Source organism: Xenorhabdus poinarii G6, assembly GCF_000968175.1.
In the GTDB taxonomy this organism is placed as follows: Bacteria; Pseudomonadota; Gammaproteobacteria; order Enterobacterales; family Enterobacteriaceae; genus Xenorhabdus; species Xenorhabdus poinarii.
This window is the reverse complement of sequence record NZ_FO704551.1, coordinates 2,190,893-2,206,578: the sequence shown is the minus strand read 5'-3', so window position 1 is coordinate 2,206,578 and position 15,686 is coordinate 2,190,893. Positions and strand designations below refer to the sequence as shown.

The 15,686-nt window shown below is 43.9% G+C and carries 15 protein-coding genes; 5 read left to right on the top strand and 10 right to left on the bottom strand.

Features of this window, described 5'->3' with window-relative positions; all coding sequences use genetic code 11:
• Positions 1-483 precede the first annotated feature (483 nt).
• Both XPG1_RS10220 and rhtA read right to left on the bottom strand, forming a co-directional pair.
• On the bottom strand, positions 484-705 hold the full coding sequence (locus XPG1_RS10220; RefSeq protein WP_045958989.1) for an alkylphosphonate utilization protein: 222 nt from the start codon (positions 703-705) through the stop codon (positions 484-486).
• A gap of 170 nt (positions 706-875) precedes the next feature.
• The gene (rhtA, locus tag XPG1_RS10215) at positions 876-1,766 is read right to left on the bottom strand and encodes a threonine/homoserine exporter RhtA (RefSeq protein WP_045958988.1); all 891 of its coding nucleotides are present in this window, start codon (positions 1,764-1,766) and stop codon (positions 876-878) included.
• A gap of 142 nt (positions 1,767-1,908) precedes the next feature.
• Here rhtA and XPG1_RS10210 point away from each other — a divergent pair, with 142 nt between their 5' ends.
• Both XPG1_RS10210 and XPG1_RS10205 read left to right on the top strand, forming a co-directional pair.
• Positions 1,909-2,523: an LOG family protein gene (locus XPG1_RS10210; RefSeq protein WP_045958987.1), complete on the top strand. Its 615-nt coding sequence runs from the start codon at positions 1,909-1,911 to the stop codon at positions 2,521-2,523.
• A 313-nt stretch (positions 2,524-2,836) separates the two neighbouring features.
• Entirely contained in the window at positions 2,837-4,432 is a 1,596-nt protein-coding gene (locus XPG1_RS10205; RefSeq protein WP_045960663.1) for an ABC-F family ATPase, read from the top strand.
• Between the two features lie 43 nt (positions 4,433-4,475).
• Here XPG1_RS10205 and moeB read toward each other — a convergent pair whose 3' ends face one another.
• The 3 genes from moeB to XPG1_RS10190 are packed head-to-tail and all read right to left on the bottom strand — an operon-like array spanning position 4,476 to position 6,715.
• Positions 4,476-5,231: a molybdopterin-synthase adenylyltransferase MoeB gene (gene moeB / locus XPG1_RS10200; protein ID WP_045958986.1), complete on the bottom strand. Its 756-nt coding sequence runs from the start codon at positions 5,229-5,231 to the stop codon at positions 4,476-4,478.
• A 12-nt stretch (positions 5,232-5,243) separates the two neighbouring features.
• On the bottom strand, positions 5,244-6,485 hold the full coding sequence (moeA, locus tag XPG1_RS10195) for a molybdopterin molybdotransferase MoeA (protein ID WP_045958985.1): 1,242 nt from the start codon (positions 6,483-6,485) through the stop codon (positions 5,244-5,246).
• Between the two features lie 38 nt (positions 6,486-6,523).
• Positions 6,524-6,715 carry a hypothetical protein gene (locus tag XPG1_RS10190; RefSeq protein WP_157879475.1) on the bottom strand — a complete coding sequence of 64 codons (192 nt, stop codon included), beginning with the start codon at positions 6,713-6,715 and terminating at the stop codon, positions 6,524-6,526.
• A 289-nt stretch (positions 6,716-7,004) separates the two neighbouring features.
• Between XPG1_RS10190 and XPG1_RS10185 the strand changes: the two genes are divergently transcribed.
• The 3 genes from XPG1_RS10185 (at position 7,005) to yeiB (ending at position 10,256) form a co-directional block, all read left to right on the top strand.
• Positions 7,005-8,189 (top strand): YbfB/YjiJ family MFS transporter, encoded by a 1,185-nt coding sequence (locus tag XPG1_RS10185; protein WP_045958983.1) that lies wholly within the window; start codon positions 7,005-7,007, stop codon positions 8,187-8,189.
• A 207-nt stretch (positions 8,190-8,396) separates the two neighbouring features.
• Positions 8,397-9,065, top strand: a complete 669-nt coding sequence (gene folE, locus XPG1_RS10180) for a GTP cyclohydrolase I FolE (protein WP_045958982.1) — start codon at positions 8,397-8,399, stop codon at positions 9,063-9,065.
• 45 nt (positions 9,066-9,110) lie between these two features.
• Positions 9,111-10,256, top strand: a complete 1,146-nt coding sequence (yeiB, locus tag XPG1_RS10175; protein WP_231852994.1) for a DUF418 domain-containing protein YeiB — start codon at positions 9,111-9,113, stop codon at positions 10,254-10,256.
• 74 nt (positions 10,257-10,330) lie between these two features.
• Here the strand turns inward: yeiB and sanA are convergent, their stop codons facing one another.
• From sanA to XPG1_RS10150, 5 genes are all read right to left on the bottom strand, one after another.
• Positions 10,331-11,071 carry an outer membrane permeability protein SanA gene (sanA, locus tag XPG1_RS10170; protein WP_045958980.1) on the bottom strand — a complete coding sequence of 247 codons (741 nt, stop codon included), beginning with the start codon at positions 11,069-11,071 and terminating at the stop codon, positions 10,331-10,333.
• A 257-nt stretch (positions 11,072-11,328) separates the two neighbouring features.
• A complete protein-coding gene (locus tag XPG1_RS10165) occupies positions 11,329-13,026 on the bottom strand; it encodes an NAD-dependent malic enzyme (RefSeq protein ID WP_045958979.1) in 1,698 nt (565 codons plus the stop codon).
• A 239-nt stretch (positions 13,027-13,265) separates the two neighbouring features.
• Positions 13,266-14,150, bottom strand: coding sequence for a cytidine deaminase (gene cdd / locus XPG1_RS10160; RefSeq protein WP_045958978.1), 885 nt, complete (start codon positions 14,148-14,150; stop codon positions 13,266-13,268).
• A 228-nt stretch (positions 14,151-14,378) separates the two neighbouring features.
• Positions 14,379-15,074, bottom strand: a complete 696-nt coding sequence (locus tag XPG1_RS10155; protein WP_045958977.1) for a CidB/LrgB family autolysis modulator — start codon at positions 15,072-15,074, stop codon at positions 14,379-14,381.
• Positions 15,068-15,565: a CidA/LrgA family protein gene (locus XPG1_RS10150; RefSeq protein ID WP_045958976.1), complete on the bottom strand. Its 498-nt coding sequence runs from the start codon at positions 15,563-15,565 to the stop codon at positions 15,068-15,070. Before XPG1_RS10150 ends, XPG1_RS10155 begins: the two co-directional genes overlap by 7 nt.
• Between the last annotated feature and the right edge of the window lie 121 nt (positions 15,566-15,686).

The window sequence follows — 15,686 nt, the reverse complement described above, 5'->3', positions numbered from 1 at the left end:
TGCTTTTTATTTTGGAGATTTAGAGATTTAGAGATTTAGAGATTTAGAGATTTAGAGATTTAGAGATTTAGAGATTTAGAGATTTATATGCTTTTTATTAGTATTATGAATTGCAATAGTAATTGCAATGCTAATTGCCATATCAATAAAAAAACACATTGAAATTTCTCATGTATTAATTAAAAGATCATTTACTCGAGTTTTAATTTGTCAATAGTTATGATGATAGTACAAATCAGTCCTTTGGTTAGCAATTCAGATGCATTTTTCTTTTATCTATGTAATTAACTTGAAGATGCAGGAACTAAAGTCTGGAAATTACCTGTCAGCCGAGTAGTCAGTTTTTGTACTTTTCTATTGAAAAGACAGTTTCGGCTAGCGCGGATTATGGTTCCATAGGTACAATTTGAATAAAAAAAGGATAAATACAGGAAAAGTAAATATTATTTATCCTTTATTTAAAAAACGGTCTGTAACGGTTATTTATCCAACTTTTTTCAGAAAGCAGGTTTTCAGAACGAGTCCTTTGATTTTATCGGCATTACATTCAATTTCATCTTCGCGGTGGGTCAGACGAATGTTTTTGATCAGCGTGCCGCGTTTTAGCGTCTTGGAAGTTCCTTTGACTTTCAGATCTTTGATAACTTGAACTGAGTCGCCGTCATTGAGTAATGCGCCGTTAGAGTCTTTAACTTCGATATCCATCTTATAGAGTCCTCATATTTATTTTCAAATCAAATAAGGATTATAGAGAGAAAAATGACTTTTTTAAAGATTACTCTTGTTTTTTAGACTATAGCTTCTGTTTTTTAAAAAACCGGAGAAGTGCATTATTTCTCCGGTTGAAACCAATCACAGCCCTGTTTTTAACGTGATTATGCGATTTTTTCTATTTTTGTTTTTTGTTTGATGGTTAACGCTGAGCCGATGGAAGCACAAATAATGCAGAAAAGGGCAACCCATTGAATCATGGTCAAATGCTCATTAAGGAAAATAATACCTGATAATGCCCCCAACGCCGGTTCCAGGCTCATTAAAGTGCCAAATGTTTTGGCTGGTAGGCGTGTCAGCGCAATCATTTCCAGTGTATAGGGAAAAGCCGTGGATAAAATGGCAATCCCCAGCGCAACAGGGAGTAATGAAACGTTGAATAGTAATTCAGGGCCAGTCTGTATTAACCCGATCGGGAAGAAAATCACAGCGGCAATCAGTGAGCCGACAGAGGCCGTTGCCGCCCCATAACCCTCGCCAGCACGTTTTCCAAAGATAATATAAAGCCCCCAGAAAACGCCAGCGCCCAGTGCATACAGAATCCCAATGGGATCGAGGCTATTCACGCTATTGCCAATGGGCAGCAGGAAGCTTAACCCGGCAATCACCAAGGCGATCCAAAGAAAATCCAAAGGACGTCGGGAAGAAAACATCGCGACCGCCAGCGGACCGGTAAACTCAAGAGCAACAGCAATACCGAGCGGGATATGCGATAACGACATATAAAACAGGTAATTCATTGCCCCTAATGAAATACCGTAGGCAAAAAGAGGGAGCAGTGAAGCGCGCTGAAATTTCAGACGCCACGGTTTAAAAATCAGAAAAAGAATAATGGTTCCTAATATAAGTCTCAGGGCAGTGACACCAGGTGCACCAATGACAGGAAATAGCGTTTTAGCCAGTGAGGCTCCGGCTTGAATTGATGTCATTGACAATAACAATAAAATCACAGGAAGCAATGAGAAAGAAGCTGCCCGATGTTTAGAAAGAGACATTTAAAAAAACCTCAGTTACAACGTGTTATTAGAGGATGACATCTTCGCAGTGAAACAGAGATAACTCAATAGTATTATCGGTTGTATAGTTGTTAGTCTATCGTATAATCAGAAATTAAAATAACAATAATGGAGTTTAATAATGAAAGATGTTTCGATAAATAACTTTTTAGCAGTCAATGGTGATATAAAGAGTATTGCGGTTTATTGTGGATCAAGCCTCGGTGTATCTGACATTTATCAAGAAAGCGCAATATCTTTTGCGAAAGAGCTAGTAAAACGCGGTATTACCCTCGTTTATGGTGGCGCAAGTGTGGGGATCATGGGAACGGTCGCGGATACGGTTCTGAAAGCCGGTGGTAAAGTGATTGGTGTGATCCCGAGTTTTCTGGAAAAACGCGAAATTTCCCACAAAAACCTCTCTGAACTCCATATTGTGGAAACCATGCACCAGCGTAAGCATAAAATGATCGAACTTGCGGAAGGTTTTGTGGCACTCCCCGGCGGTTTTGGCACTCTGGAAGAGCTCAGTGAAGTTTTAACCTGGAGCATGATTGGTTTGAATAGTAAGCCTTGCGGTATTCTCAATATCAACCAATTCTATGATCCGTTGATTTCCATGTTTGATAAAATGGCTGATGAGCAGTTCTTACAGGAGAAATACCGTCATATGGCGATTGTTGAGCAAGATCCTGTTGCATTACTTGATCGTTTTAATGATTACCAAGCGCCTTCGGTGAAAACGTATCGTCAATAATTTTTCAAGAGTCGTGATTTTTTATCATGGGTTATCACCGGTTTATCCGATTAACGCGGTTCTTGAGAAATGAATATTGTCAGAATGAATCTGATAGACTGGTGGGGGTTTATTTAAAGTTATTTGATATTCTCTTCCTATTTTGTTAATAATCCAATGGTTACGAACCATTGGAAAGTAGGTACCTTTAACCCTGTATGTTGGCCTGCAAGGTAAGTTGCGCATTCTGGCGATACTTTTTTCTTGTTGTGGCATAATGCGCGGCTATCGATTTTGTCATTTCCCTTTTTCATTCACTTTAAGAGCAACAGTTGTGTTAAGTACAAACAACATCACTATACAGTTTGGCAGTAAGCCATTATTTGAAAATATTTCTGTCAAATTCGGCAACGGCAACCGTTATGGTTTGATTGGTGCGAATGGGGCGGGTAAATCAACTTTCATGAAAATTTTGGGCGGAGATTTAACACCAACCTCCGGTAATGTCAGTCTTGATCCCAATGAACGTCTGGGTAAATTACGTCAGGATCAGTTTGCGTTCGAAGAATATACGGTGCTGGATACCGTTATCATGGGGCATACGGAACTGTGGGAAGTCAAACAGGAACGTGACCGCATTTATGCGATGGCGGAAATGAGCGAAGAAGATGGCTATCGTGTCGCGGATCTGGAAGTCGCGTATGGTGAGATGGACGGTTATAGTGCAGAAGCGCGCGCAGGTGAACTGTTGCTGGGTGTCGGTATTCCGGTGGAACAGCACTATGGTTTGATGAGCGCGGTAGCACCGGGCTGGAAATTGCGTGTATTGCTGGCACAGGCCCTGTTTTCCAACCCGGATGTCTTGCTGCTTGATGAGCCAACCAACAACCTGGATATTGATACTATTCGCTGGCTGGAACAAGTGCTCAATGAACGTAACAGCACGATGATCATCATTTCCCATGACCGTCATTTCCTGAATACCGTATGTACCCATATGGCTGATTTAGACTACGGCGAACTGCGCATGTTCACCGGTAACTATGATGAGTATATGGTTGCCGCAACGCAGGCTCGTGAGCGCTTACTGGCCGATAATGCGAAGAAAAAAGCACAGATTGCGGAATTGCAGTCTTTTGTTAGCCGTTTTAGCGCTAACGCGTCCAAATCTAAACAGGCAACTTCGCGCGCGCGTCAGATTGATAAGATCCAGTTAGAAGACGTGAAGGCATCCAGTCGGCAAAATCCTTATATCCGTTTTGAACAAGATAAGAAACTGTTCCGTAATGCATTGGAATTAGACGGTCTGACCAAAGGTTACGATAATCACCCCCTGTTCAAAAACCTGAATTTGCTGATGGAAGTCGGTGAAAAGATGGCGGTGATTGGTGAAAATGGTATCGGTAAAACGACATTCCTGAAAACACTGATTGGCGAAGAAGCGCCAAATAGCGGCACTGTCAAGTGGTCTGAGAACAGCACCATTGGCTATTATGCGCAAGATCACGCCAGTGATTTTAATTGCGATATGACGGTATTTGAGTGGATGAGCCAGTGGATGCGTGAAGGCGATGACGAACAAGCGGTGCGGAGTATTCTTGGTCGTCTGTTGTTCGGTCAGGATGATATCAGGAAGAAAGTGGGCGTGCTTTCCGGTGGTGAGCAAGGCCGTATGCTGTTTGGTAAGTTGATGATGCAAAGACCCAATATTTTGATCATGGATGAGCCAACCAACCACTTGGATATGGAATCTATCGAATCCCTGAACCTTGCGCTGGAACTTTATCAGGGAACATTGGTTTTCGTCTCCCATGACCGGGCATTTGTGAGTTCACTGGCCAGCCGTATTGTAGAAATTAAAGCCGATAAGGTGGTTGATTTTAAAGGGACTTATGATGAGTATCTGAGAAGTCAGGGGATTGTTGAATAATTCACCTGAGGTAAATAGCCCCGCCGATCTCTCGGGGCTATGCTCAATGTGTCTGACAAACTTCACATTGAGGATCTTTCGGTAATTTTATTTCACGAAATTGCATTGTCATGGCATCAAACAAGAGTACTTTGCCATGAGCGTTTTTTCCATATCGCGTCAATCGCTTAATGGTTTCCATTGCTTGTAAGGCGCCGATGACGCCTACTAGGGGGGCCATGACTCCCGCTTCAACGCAAGTCAGGCTGTTTTCACCAAATAATCGGCTCAGGCAACGATAACAAGGTTCTTCGGGCTGGTAAGTAAAGACAGAAAGTTGCCCTTCCATACGGATAGCTGCGCCAGAAACTAACGCTATTTTTTGTTGGTGACACTGGCGGTTGAGCTGTTCGCGAATAGCGACGTTATCTGTACAGTCGAGCACCATTTCGTGTTGGCTGATTAACTCATCTAATGCAGAGGCATCCAATCGCCCTTCGATGGGATTGATAATAACGTGTGGATTGATCTCGCGCAGGGTCAGCGCCGCAGAATGGACTTTCGCCATCCCAATACGTTCATCACGGTGGAGAATTTGCCGTTGCAGATTGGACAAAGAAACGGTATCAAAATCCAGCAAAGTCAGGGTTCCCGTGCCAGCAGCAGCAAGATACTGGGCGGCGGCGCAACCGAGACCGCCGACACCCACTATCAGCACCCTGGCGGATTTTAATTTTTCCTGCCCCTCGAAATCGAAACCCCGTAAAACAATTTGTCGGTTATAGCGTAAGGTTTCTTCATCGGTCAGTTCGCTCGTCATGGTCGTCTTATTTTATTGATTTTTCAGTAGGTGGTTGAAAAATTCGATTTGTACTGTTTCACCCGCCGCAATGTGCCCACGTTCCTGCTCCAAAACGATAAAACAGTTCCCGAGACCATATGAACTAAAGATATGAGAACCCTGATGTCCTGTGGTTCGTACCTCTAATTCTCCGTTTGTATTGAGGGTAGCGATACCCCGTTGGAAATCCAGTCTGCCGGGGGATTTTTTCAATGGTGTTGTTGCTCTGGCAGTTAAACGCATCGGCGGTTGCCATGTCGTAAAACCTGATAGATGGGCAATGAAGGGTTGTACTAATTGATAAAATGTCAGCACGGCAGAAACGGGGTTACCGGGCAAACCGCAGAACCAGGCATTCTCTAGTTTGCCAAAGGCAAAAGGTTTACCCGGTTTAATGGCGAGTTTCCAAAAATGGATTGTGCCTATTTCATCTAAAATTTGTTTGGTGTAATCCGCATCACCAACAGAAACGCCGCCACTGCTGATCACTAAGTCAGCCTGTTTATCTGCCTCGAGAAAGGTTTGGCGCAATGTGTCAGGATTATCACGGCTCACACCCAAATCGATCACGTCACAGCCCAGTTTTTCCAGCATCAGGCGAACAGCAAACCGGTTGGTATCGTAAATTTGGCCAGCCTGCAAGGGTTCTCCGATGGTTTGTAGTTCATCGCCGGTAGAAAAAATGGCGACGGTCAGTTTGCGGACAACATCAACTGTTGCCATGCCCAGTGAAGCAATCAGGGGTAATTGTGCGGTGGAAAGTTGGGTTCCTTTTGGCAAGATGACTGAATTTTGGCGGATATCTTCTCCAATCGTGCGGATATTTTGCCCATGTTTGACCGGATATGTAAAACGAACGCCAGTTTCCGTCACCTCTGTTTGTTCTTGCATTACAACGGCATCAGCACCGGCAGGAATAGCAGCGCCTGTCATGATACGAATACAACTGCCGGTCGGCCATTCCTGCTGAAACGGTGCGCCTGCCAGTGCATTTCCTGCTACTGGCAACGTTTGGTTGTCATTCAGATCGGCAAGGCGAATGGCATAACCATCCATCGCTGAGTTATCAAATGGGGGAACATGGATGGGGGAAATAATATCCGTCGCGGTAATTCGACCGGCTGATTCGGTCAGGCAAATGGTTTCTTTGGTCGTCAGGGGAACCGCGTGTGCCAGTAATTTTTCCAGCGCCTGCTCAAGTGAAATTAAGCCTGAGGTATGACAGTGATCCATAACAAACTCCCTATATGCCGATAATGATTGGATATCCTTCATTTTTCATCTATATCATCAACAAAGCCTGTGTGAGCTTTATTTACATCTGCAAATACCGCTTTTTTTCGACAATATTGCGCTTCAATATAAGCGATATTGTCATCAATCCGGGATTCATTATGACATAATCTTATTATTTCATTCTTATAAATTTCAATTTCTTCTGAATTTAATCCGCCTTTTATCATCAAAAAACCAGGTATCAAGATCATCTGTTATATAATATTTTTGATTTTTTTCCGGTGTAATAATTCGCTGTTACTTTCCTTGAAAATTCCCGTTAATGCCAATTCGAATTCGTCGTCAGACGATGTAACGCTGACGAAAAAAGGGATAAGTGTCCTGATTAACCGTTTTATAGAAAAACGCATTGTTAATAAAAGATGTATATTGTATGAGTGATTTGTTATAAATAAACAAGACTCACTAAACCCATTAATTCCATTACTCATTAATCACAATCATTTATTAATCACTATGAAAAATCAAACGGTTACCTTTCATCACCGTCACTATCAAGCCTTTCAGATTGCACTAAGTGGTTTCCTTGCGTTGGTTGTTGCAATGGGAATAGGACGCTTCACTTTTACCCCACAAGTTCCATTAATGATTGCGGAATCCCAACTCACATTGACGAGTGCGGGTATCGTTGCGGCATTCAATTACCTCGGATATCTGGCAGGTTCTTATGATGCCATGCGGGCGCAACGTTTTGTGGAATACCGCTTATGGAGCGGATTATGGGGAGCCGTCATGATAACACTGCTTTCTGCCTTGTTGGATGGACCGATATTGCACAGTATTGCCCGCTTTGTGGTTGGCTGGGCCAGTGGCTGGACGTTGGTGCTGGTCACCGCGTGGGCGAATGAGGAATTAGGAAAATTGAATCGCCCGGGGTTGAGTGCGGCGGTTTTCTCTGGCCCCGGCGTGGGGATCGTTATCAGTGGCCTGCTGGCAATTGGGCTTCAATCTTGGCAGATAGGTGCCGCCAGTGCGTGGATGTTATATGGCATTTTAGCGTTGTTGTTCAGCCTTTATGTCAGTCGCTATCTCCCTCGCCGCGGTGAATTACACCGTCCGCAAACGGCGATCCAGGTACTGAATTTGACACCGGAAATCAAGCGATTGGTATGGGGTTATAGTCTGGCGGGGTTTGGCTATATTTTGCCGGCGACATTTCTTTCTCAAATGGCGACAGCGCGTTTTCCTGATAGTTTGTTTGCCCAATTTGTCTGGCCAATATTTGGGGGGGCTTCGGTGATTGGCATTATGTTGGGCATTTTGCTGCGTAATGTATCAACGGCTCAAATCCGTCTGGCGGTAACATTATGGCTTCAGGCTCTGGGGATTTTGATTGCGGAAATGGTGTCGGGCATTGGTGGTTTGATGATGGGGGCATTGTTGATAGGCGGTGGATTTATGTGTGTGGTACAACTGGCTTTGCAATATGGCCGTGAGTTGGCACCTGATCATGCGCGTTATATGGCGGGGTTGTTGACCACTGGTTATGCATTGGGGCAACTGGTTGGGCCAATGTTATCGGCTATGTCAACAGGGCTGACGGGCAAACTGGAGCCTGCTTTATATATCGCATTTATTGGATTGCTCATTGCCGGATTCTTGGTATTTTATCACCCCAATACGCATCGTGAGCCAGCCTGATTTGCGGCCTTGATTGGATGATGCGCAGGTATCCTCATTATTTGTGTTTATCACTATGATGAAAGCCCATTTATAAGTGTAAAACAGTATGTGTAAAACAAGATAAATAAATAGATAGCGTGTAGTGTGATATTCATTGATATCTGCGTAAAATAAGCAGCCCGATTTCCCGTCAATTAACGGAAAGTATTTACCTTGGAGAAAAGCATGTCATCCTTAAGTACAGAAGCCGAATTGGTACATTCGGCACTGATAGCCCGTGGCCTGGAAACCCCATTGCGTGAACAAACGTTGGAACCTGAAATCCGCAAAGTACGCATTGAGGAACACATGACAGAAATTATGAAACTGTTAAATCTTGATTTAAGTGATGACAGTTTGGCAGATACACCAAACCGTATCGCAAAAATGTATGTAGATGAGATATTTTCAGGGTTAGACTATAACAATTTTCCTAAAATTACGTTGATAGAAAATAAAATGAAAGTGGATGAAATGGTCACAGTGCGTGACATTACGATGACCAGCACGTGTGAACACCATTTTGTCACTATCGATGGTAAGGCGACGGTTGCTTATATCCCTAAGGATAAAGTGATTGGTTTGTCGAAGATTAATCGCATTGTCCAGTTTTTTGCTCAGCGCCCACAAGTACAGGAACGTTTGACACAGCAAATCCTGATTGCATTACAAACCCTGCTTGGCACAAATAATGTTGCCGTTTCCATTGATGCTATCCATTACTGTGTGAAAGCGCGTGGTATTCGTGATGCGACCAGTACCACCACCACCACCTCCCTGGGCGGATTATTTAAAACCAGCCAAAATACCCGACAGGAATTCTTGCGTGCGGTGCGTCACCTGCATTTGTCATGACGAATTGCTGTTTCTATTGCTATGGAATGTGGTTTAAATGAGGTAATGAGTAAGCGAATTGAGATAATTGATAGTGTACGTGGCTTTGCGATTTTGGGAATATTATTGTTGAATATTTCCGGCTTTGCCCTGTTATCGACAGCCGATATCAACCCGTTTTACAAAGATTCAGTCTCATCTTCTGATGTGGTGATATGGTCTGTTTTAAATACATTTGCGGCGGGGAAATTTCGATTCATCCTGGCGTTATTGTTTGGCGCTTCACTTGAATTGCTCCGGCAGAATGGGCGTGATAAGGATATTGCCAGATTACTTGTTCTGGCTGTTATGGGGTTATTGCACGGTGTCTTGCTATGGGATGGCGATATTTTGTTGTCGTATAGCATTGCTGCTATGTTGGCATGGCATTTTGTTAAGACTCGCCAGACATTATTGAGTACCGCGCTGACTTTCTATTTGTTCGGCGTTATGATGCTTTACCTCTTGTATCTGTTGATCACTTTTACCGGGGATGGTAATGCATTCTGGCAGTTTCAGGCGACACCGGAAAATATTTTTCAGGAAACTTATTGGAAAACACACGGTGGATGGTTGGCGATAGAGTACCGAATTCGGGAAATGAGCATTATGATCATGATGGTCATCGTGCAATATGGCTGGCAAATCATGGGAACTATGCTTTGTGGGGCAATGTTAGTACGTAACGGTTGGTTGAAAGGGACATTCAGTGATCGGCATTACCGCCTGGTAGCGTTATGTTTTATTCCCATTGGTATAGTGATGCAGGCGATGACCTTATCGACACGCTATTTAGATCTCGGCAATTATTCTATCTGGTTGAGTATCAGCGATATCATGCCTGAATTGGCGACGCCATTATTTGGGCTGGCTTATATCGCATTGATTTATGGGTTTTGGTCAGTCATTTCGTGTTGGAGAGTGACATTTTGGCTTCGGCAGGTGGGAAAAATGGCACTGAGCAGCTATTTGTTGCAAACGTTGGTCTGTACCACTATTTTTTATCACCTTGAGTTATTTGAGCAATTTAACCGCTTAGAGTTAATGGCATTTATTCCTTTTATTTGGGCATTGAATATCGGGTTTGCCTGTTGGTGGTTGAAGCGTTACTCTCATGGGCCAATGGAAAAGCTCTGGCGTCACTTAACCGCACAATTGGCCAATAAGCTTTAGTCTATTGCTCTGCATTCATCCGCTTCAAGTTGCAGTTTTATCGGTGAACTGCAACTTGAAAAAACGTTAAAACATCAGTGGATTGATGGTGTGTCTTTATTTTGGGATCTGCTTTCTAACGCCTGTAATTCTGCGGGTGATACAGCTGGATAACCTTGAATGCCGGTTGGTGCAGTATATTGCGCCGGAATGGTTTCTGGTTTGCCTAAATAACGCGGTTCGCGTTTTAAAATATAGAGATCAGCCAACGCACCGAGACGCGCCAATACTTCTCTAAAACGGATCGTCATCATGTTTTTTGGGGAGGGAACGGCATAACACTGAGCTTCTATGCCCGAATACAAGGCAATAAACAGCGCCCGTTCGCAATGGAAACGTTGAGTGATAATCGTGAATTCGTTGGTACTGAAGACCTTTTGCGTTCTGACAATCGAGTCCAATGTTCTGAAACCAGCAAAATCCATGACAATATTGCTGGCTGGAATACCGGCCTTAATCAGATCCTTCTTCATCGTCATGGGTTCATTATAATTTTGTTGGGCGTTATCTCCGCTTAATAACAAATATTTTACTTTTCCACTATTGTAAGCGTTAATTGCCCCCTGAATCCGATAGGAATAATATTGATTAAAGGCGCCTCCCTTATAATATTTGGATGTGCCGAGCACGATGGCAACTTTCTGCTCAGGCAGTTGCCTGAGATCATCAAAAATGTACGGATCGGTTTTCCAGCTAATCCAGCGATCAAGCATAATGGCGGCCAGGATAAGAACAGCTATGATAAAAATAAGCCACGTAATCAAGCGCTTCCACATGATTTTTTGTTTGCCTTAACTGTGTGGATGAACAAATGCTTTCAAGGCTACTTGACTTGAAATAGCGAAGCAAGTGTTCAATGAATGCTCTTATCGCGAATTTTATTCTATTTAGAATTGTGGGTTATTTTTAATTAATATATCTCTCTCGTTTTTCTAGATGTCATTATCCGCCCATATACAGTGAGAGGATAATAATCCTCGAGCATCAAGGGATCATCCTGCCAATATTATTGGCAGGATAATGACAAATAGGATCAGAATGAAGTTCGTTTATAGACGCGATATTCTGGTTTCCAGAAATTGCGTTCAATCGCTTCATCCAAGGCATCTTCCGATGTAACAATCGCGACACCTTGAATTTGCGCTTTTTTCGCGACTTCTTTGGCAATGCTGCGGGAAACATCCTGGATATCATCAATTAATGGCAACAATGGGCCAGAGCCAGTTTGAGCCAGAGGTGAACAATCTGCCAGTGTACGGCTGGCCGCCATTAACATATCCTCTGTGACCCGTTTAGCACCGGCAGCGATAACGCCTAACCCGATCCCCGGGAAGATATAAGCGTTGTTACACTGTGCAATCGGGTATTCCTGACCATTGTATTTTACAGGGGCGAAGGGGCTTCCTGTCGCCACCAGCGCTTTACCCTCCGTCCATTTGATAATATCTTCCGGGCGAGCTTCCACACGTGATGTCGGGTTGGATAAAGGCATCACGATTGGACGTTCACAATGTTGATGCATTTCGCGGATGATCTCTTCAGTGAACAGACCGGACTGACCAGACACACCAATTAAAACAGTAGGCTTGGCGTTACGCACCACATCCATCAATGAGAGTGAATCATTGGTAACATCCCATGATTGCAAGGCTGAACTCTTCTGTACCAATGCACTTTGGAAATCCAGTAAGTTTGGTTGCTTGTCAGTCAGCAGACCAAAGCGGTCAACCATGAATACGCGGGCGCGTGCTTGCTCATCACTCAATCCTTCAGACTTCATCTGGGCAATGATCTGTTCTGCAATACCACAACCGGCGGAGCCGGCACCCAGGAAGGTCACAGTTTGATCTTTCAATTGACGGCCGGCAGCTCGGCTGGCGGCAATCAAACTGCCGAGGGCAACGGAGGCGGTGCCCTGAATGTCATCATTGAAGCAACACAGTTCATCGCGATAGCGGGTCAACAGCGGCATGGCATTGTTTTGGGCAAAATCTTCAAATTGCAGCAGAACATTAGGCCAGCGGCGCTTCACCGCCTGGATAAATTCATCCACAAATTCATCGTATTCTTTTCCCGTGATGCGTGGATGGCGCCAGCCCATGTAAAGCGGATCGTTTAAACGTTGTGGGTTATTGGTGCCGACATCCAGAACCACAGGCAGCGTGTAAGCCGGGCTGATCCCACCACAAGAGGTATACAGTGACAACTTACCGATAGGAATTCCCATCCCTCCGATTCCCTGATCACCCAGGCCAAGAATACGCTCACCATCGGTTACAACGATAACTTTGACATTTTGTTTGGTTGCGTTTTGCAGCATGTCATCAATGTAAGCTCTGTTTGGGTAGGAGATAAACAGACCACGGGCTCGGCGGTAAATGTCAGAAAAATGTTCACATGCTTCACCAACGGTTGGTGTGTAGATAATGGGCATCATTTCACTGAGGTGGGCGTCAAGGAGACGATAAAACAGCGTTTCGTTGGTGTCCTGAATATTCCTTAAATAAATGTGTTTATCGGCATCCTTTTTAAAATCGCAATACTGGCGATAGGCACGTTCGGCCTGTTCTTCTATTGTTTCAACGGTCTGTGGTAATAATCCATGCAAGTTAAAATGGCTACGTTCTTCTTCTGTGAAGGCGCTGCCTTTATTCAACAGAGGAAATTCCAACAAAATCGGGCCTGCGTAGGGAATATAGAGAGGACGTTTATTTTCGTGTTCCAGTTCCATGATGCTTACTCTTTGAACTTATCAATAACAAAATCGGCTACCGATCCTAAGAAGATAAAGAAAATAAGTACAGTAAATGTTACTTAAATATGATTATCATGAGTAAAAATGAGAGATAACAGACAGAATTGGCTAATGAAATGTTATTGAGTGTTTTCACTCTCCGTCTCCTGAACCGTATTGAGGGAGACATGGCCATTTTGTTAAGTTATCTCTTTCTCTATTTAAGATATCGGTCTTTAAAATGTATGCCTCTCGATATCGGTACAGCCGAGAGCCATTAATGTCGATTCTGTTGCGTTCCATTGTGATAAACGGTTACGTTCACCTTCCACCAATACAGCTCGTTTGATGGATTGGCAATGGCTGCCTGCCATATTCATCAGTATTAATGCCGCCTGTAATGGCGGCAAACTGGGATTGAAGGCGGCATTTTCCGCATAACGGCCAGTATAAATCCGATCTTCCTTATCCAGCAGGGCAATACCTGAGTGAGCTTGGCTATAAGGTGCATGGCTACGGTTTGCCGCATTCAGGGCAGCTTGTATCAATTGGTCATGCGTTGTCAGCTGGTGGTCATGATGAACGGTATCCAGCAACAATGGCGTATCGGTGAGATCTTGTGGGCCAAAAGATCCCGGTAGATAGTCCGCCAGGGTTAATCGCGGACGGTTAGGGAGATAAACCTCCAATTGTGTGCCACTATTTAATTCGTTCATAAATTGTCGGCAATGGCCGCAAGGGGAATAGTTGATCGTTATGGAAACGAGCTTTTTCTCTCCACGTAACCAGGCATGTGTAATGGCTGATTGCTCGGCATGAACGGTTTGCTGCAATGGAACTCCCGTGAATTCCATATTGGCACCGAAATAAAGATTGCCACTTTCCCCTCGTGCAATAGCACCAACAAAGAACTGGGAAATGGGAGCAAGGGCGCAGGCCGCCGCCAGCGGCAACAGAGCAAATGCCAGCGCCTGATCATCAAATCCACTCATCTGCTTGATTAATTCCACTTGCTCTGCCGTCAGCATGGCGGGAAAGTCATCGTCGCTAATGTAAGGGAATAGAGCGTCCTGAAGTTTCGGTGTGATTTCTGACCACATGGCTTGGAAACGAGCTTGCATAGAATGATCTCCAAATTAATTGAAGGTCATTCTAGGATGTCTGTTCAGCTTTGTAATGTGATAAGGGCCATAGAATTCATGAAATTTGTGCAACAGGATGAATTTTCGGCACTATTTATCTTTTGGATACCTCATTTATGTCAGTAGATATCACATTATGATGTGGCATCTACTGACATATTCTTCTGTTCTGCAGTGTGTTGCCAAATGGGATTATTAATAGAAGAATTAACCAAACAGGAGCAGCAATATCGGGAATAGAAAAGGGGCAATCAAAGAGGTAATAATGCCGCAGGTCATTAAGGCCAACGAGCTGTATGCACCTTCAATATGATCCATTTCCGCACACCGGGCAGTTCCTACCGCATGGGATGCGCTGCCCATTGCTAATCCTCGTGAAGCCCGAGTTTTTATTTTTAGAACGTTAAATAGATTATGACCAAATATAGCGCCTAAGATACCGACGGTAATGACACAGGCTGCGCTGATAGCAGGGATGCCACCAATGGAATCGGCCACCGCCATGGCAATAGGCGTCGTGACCGATTTGGGGAGTACGGATGCCGCAATTTCAGGTGTTGCACCTGCCCATAATGCAATCGCGGTTCCCGTGATCATTGCGACAACACTGCCAATAAAACAGATGCTGATAATGGACTTCCACTGGGCTCGGATTTGATGTAGCTGTTCATACAGCGGAAAAGCTAACGCAACAACGGCAGGTTGCAATAAATCATTCAGTATCCGGCTGCCGGCAAAATAGTGTTGATAAGGTGTGTGGGTGACCAGCAGCAGAGGAATAATCACTGTCATTGATATTAATAAGGGATTAAATACAGGCAGTTTGAGTCGCACTGACAATTTTTTAGCAAAGTAAAAAACAATCAGCGTTAATGGTAGTGACCACCAAATAGAGCTTAACATTTTTTCTTCTCTTCCGGTTTTTGTGTTGGCGGAGATTGCAGTGATGGTTGTTGTGATTGGGCTGTGGGCGTTGAGATAGGCTTTTGCTCTTTAGTATCAATCTTAGTGCCTACAATGATGCGTTCACGATGAATATAGTGGGAACTGTAAGCCACGACAACCATGACAATCAGGGTACTGACGATGCAAGAAAGAAGAATGGGGAACATCTGTTGGCTAAGTTGTGGGTAATAATCCATGATCCCTACGCCGATGGGTAAAAAGAGTAGTGTCATGTTTTTCATCAACAGACTACAACTGGGTTTTACCCAATGTGAGGGGATGATTTGCAATGCGAGTAAAGCAAACAGGAGCAGTAAGCCGATAATGCTGCCGGGGAGAGAAAAGGGAAGTAGTGCTGAAATGATATTCCCCGCGATCAGGCACAAATAGAGCAGCGCGAATGCGCGCAGGTATTGCCAACCTATCATCAGCACATTTTGGAAAGACATAATCAATAATTCCTCAATATAACGAGGATCTCATCATACGACTAACCTTGTGAATCTACCATACATCACATTAAAAAGCGGGTTTTTTCTAAACCCGCTTTATTATCTCATTAGTTATTAA

Coding starts and splice junctions, on each gene's coding strand:
- rhtA (WP_045958988.1), bottom strand. CDS start 1,766: ATGTCTCTTTCTAAACATCGGGCAGCTTCTTTCTCATTGCTTCCTGTG.
- XPG1_RS10150 (WP_045958976.1), bottom strand. CDS start 15,565: ATGTCTTTCCAAAATGTGCTGATGATAGGTTGGCAATACCTGCGCGCA.
- XPG1_RS10165 (WP_045958979.1), bottom strand. CDS start 13,026: ATGGAACTGGAACACGAAAATAAACGTCCTCTCTATATTCCCTACGCA.
- XPG1_RS10210 (WP_045958987.1), top strand. CDS start 1,909: ATGAAAGATGTTTCGATAAATAACTTTTTAGCAGTCAATGGTGATATA.
- XPG1_RS10155 (WP_045958977.1), bottom strand. CDS start 15,074: ATGTTAAGCTCTATTTGGTGGTCACTACCATTAACGCTGATTGTTTTT.
- XPG1_RS10185 (WP_045958983.1), top strand. CDS start 7,005: ATGAAAAATCAAACGGTTACCTTTCATCACCGTCACTATCAAGCCTTT.
- sanA (WP_045958980.1), bottom strand. CDS start 11,071: ATGTGGAAGCGCTTGATTACGTGGCTTATTTTTATCATAGCTGTTCTT.
- moeB (WP_045958986.1), bottom strand. CDS start 5,231: ATGACGAGCGAACTGACCGATGAAGAAACCTTACGCTATAACCGACAA.
- folE (WP_045958982.1), top strand. CDS start 8,397: ATGTCATCCTTAAGTACAGAAGCCGAATTGGTACATTCGGCACTGATA.
- yeiB (WP_231852994.1), top strand. CDS start 9,111: ATGAGTAAGCGAATTGAGATAATTGATAGTGTACGTGGCTTTGCGATT.
- moeA (WP_045958985.1), bottom strand. CDS start 6,485: ATGGATCACTGTCATACCTCAGGCTTAATTTCACTTGAGCAGGCGCTG.
- XPG1_RS10190 (WP_157879475.1), bottom strand. CDS start 6,715: ATGATAAAAGGCGGATTAAATTCAGAAGAAATTGAAATTTATAAGAAT.
- XPG1_RS10220 (WP_045958989.1), bottom strand. CDS start 705: ATGGATATCGAAGTTAAAGACTCTAACGGCGCATTACTCAATGACGGC.
- cdd (WP_045958978.1), bottom strand. CDS start 14,150: ATGCAAGCTCGTTTCCAAGCCATGTGGTCAGAAATCACACCGAAACTT.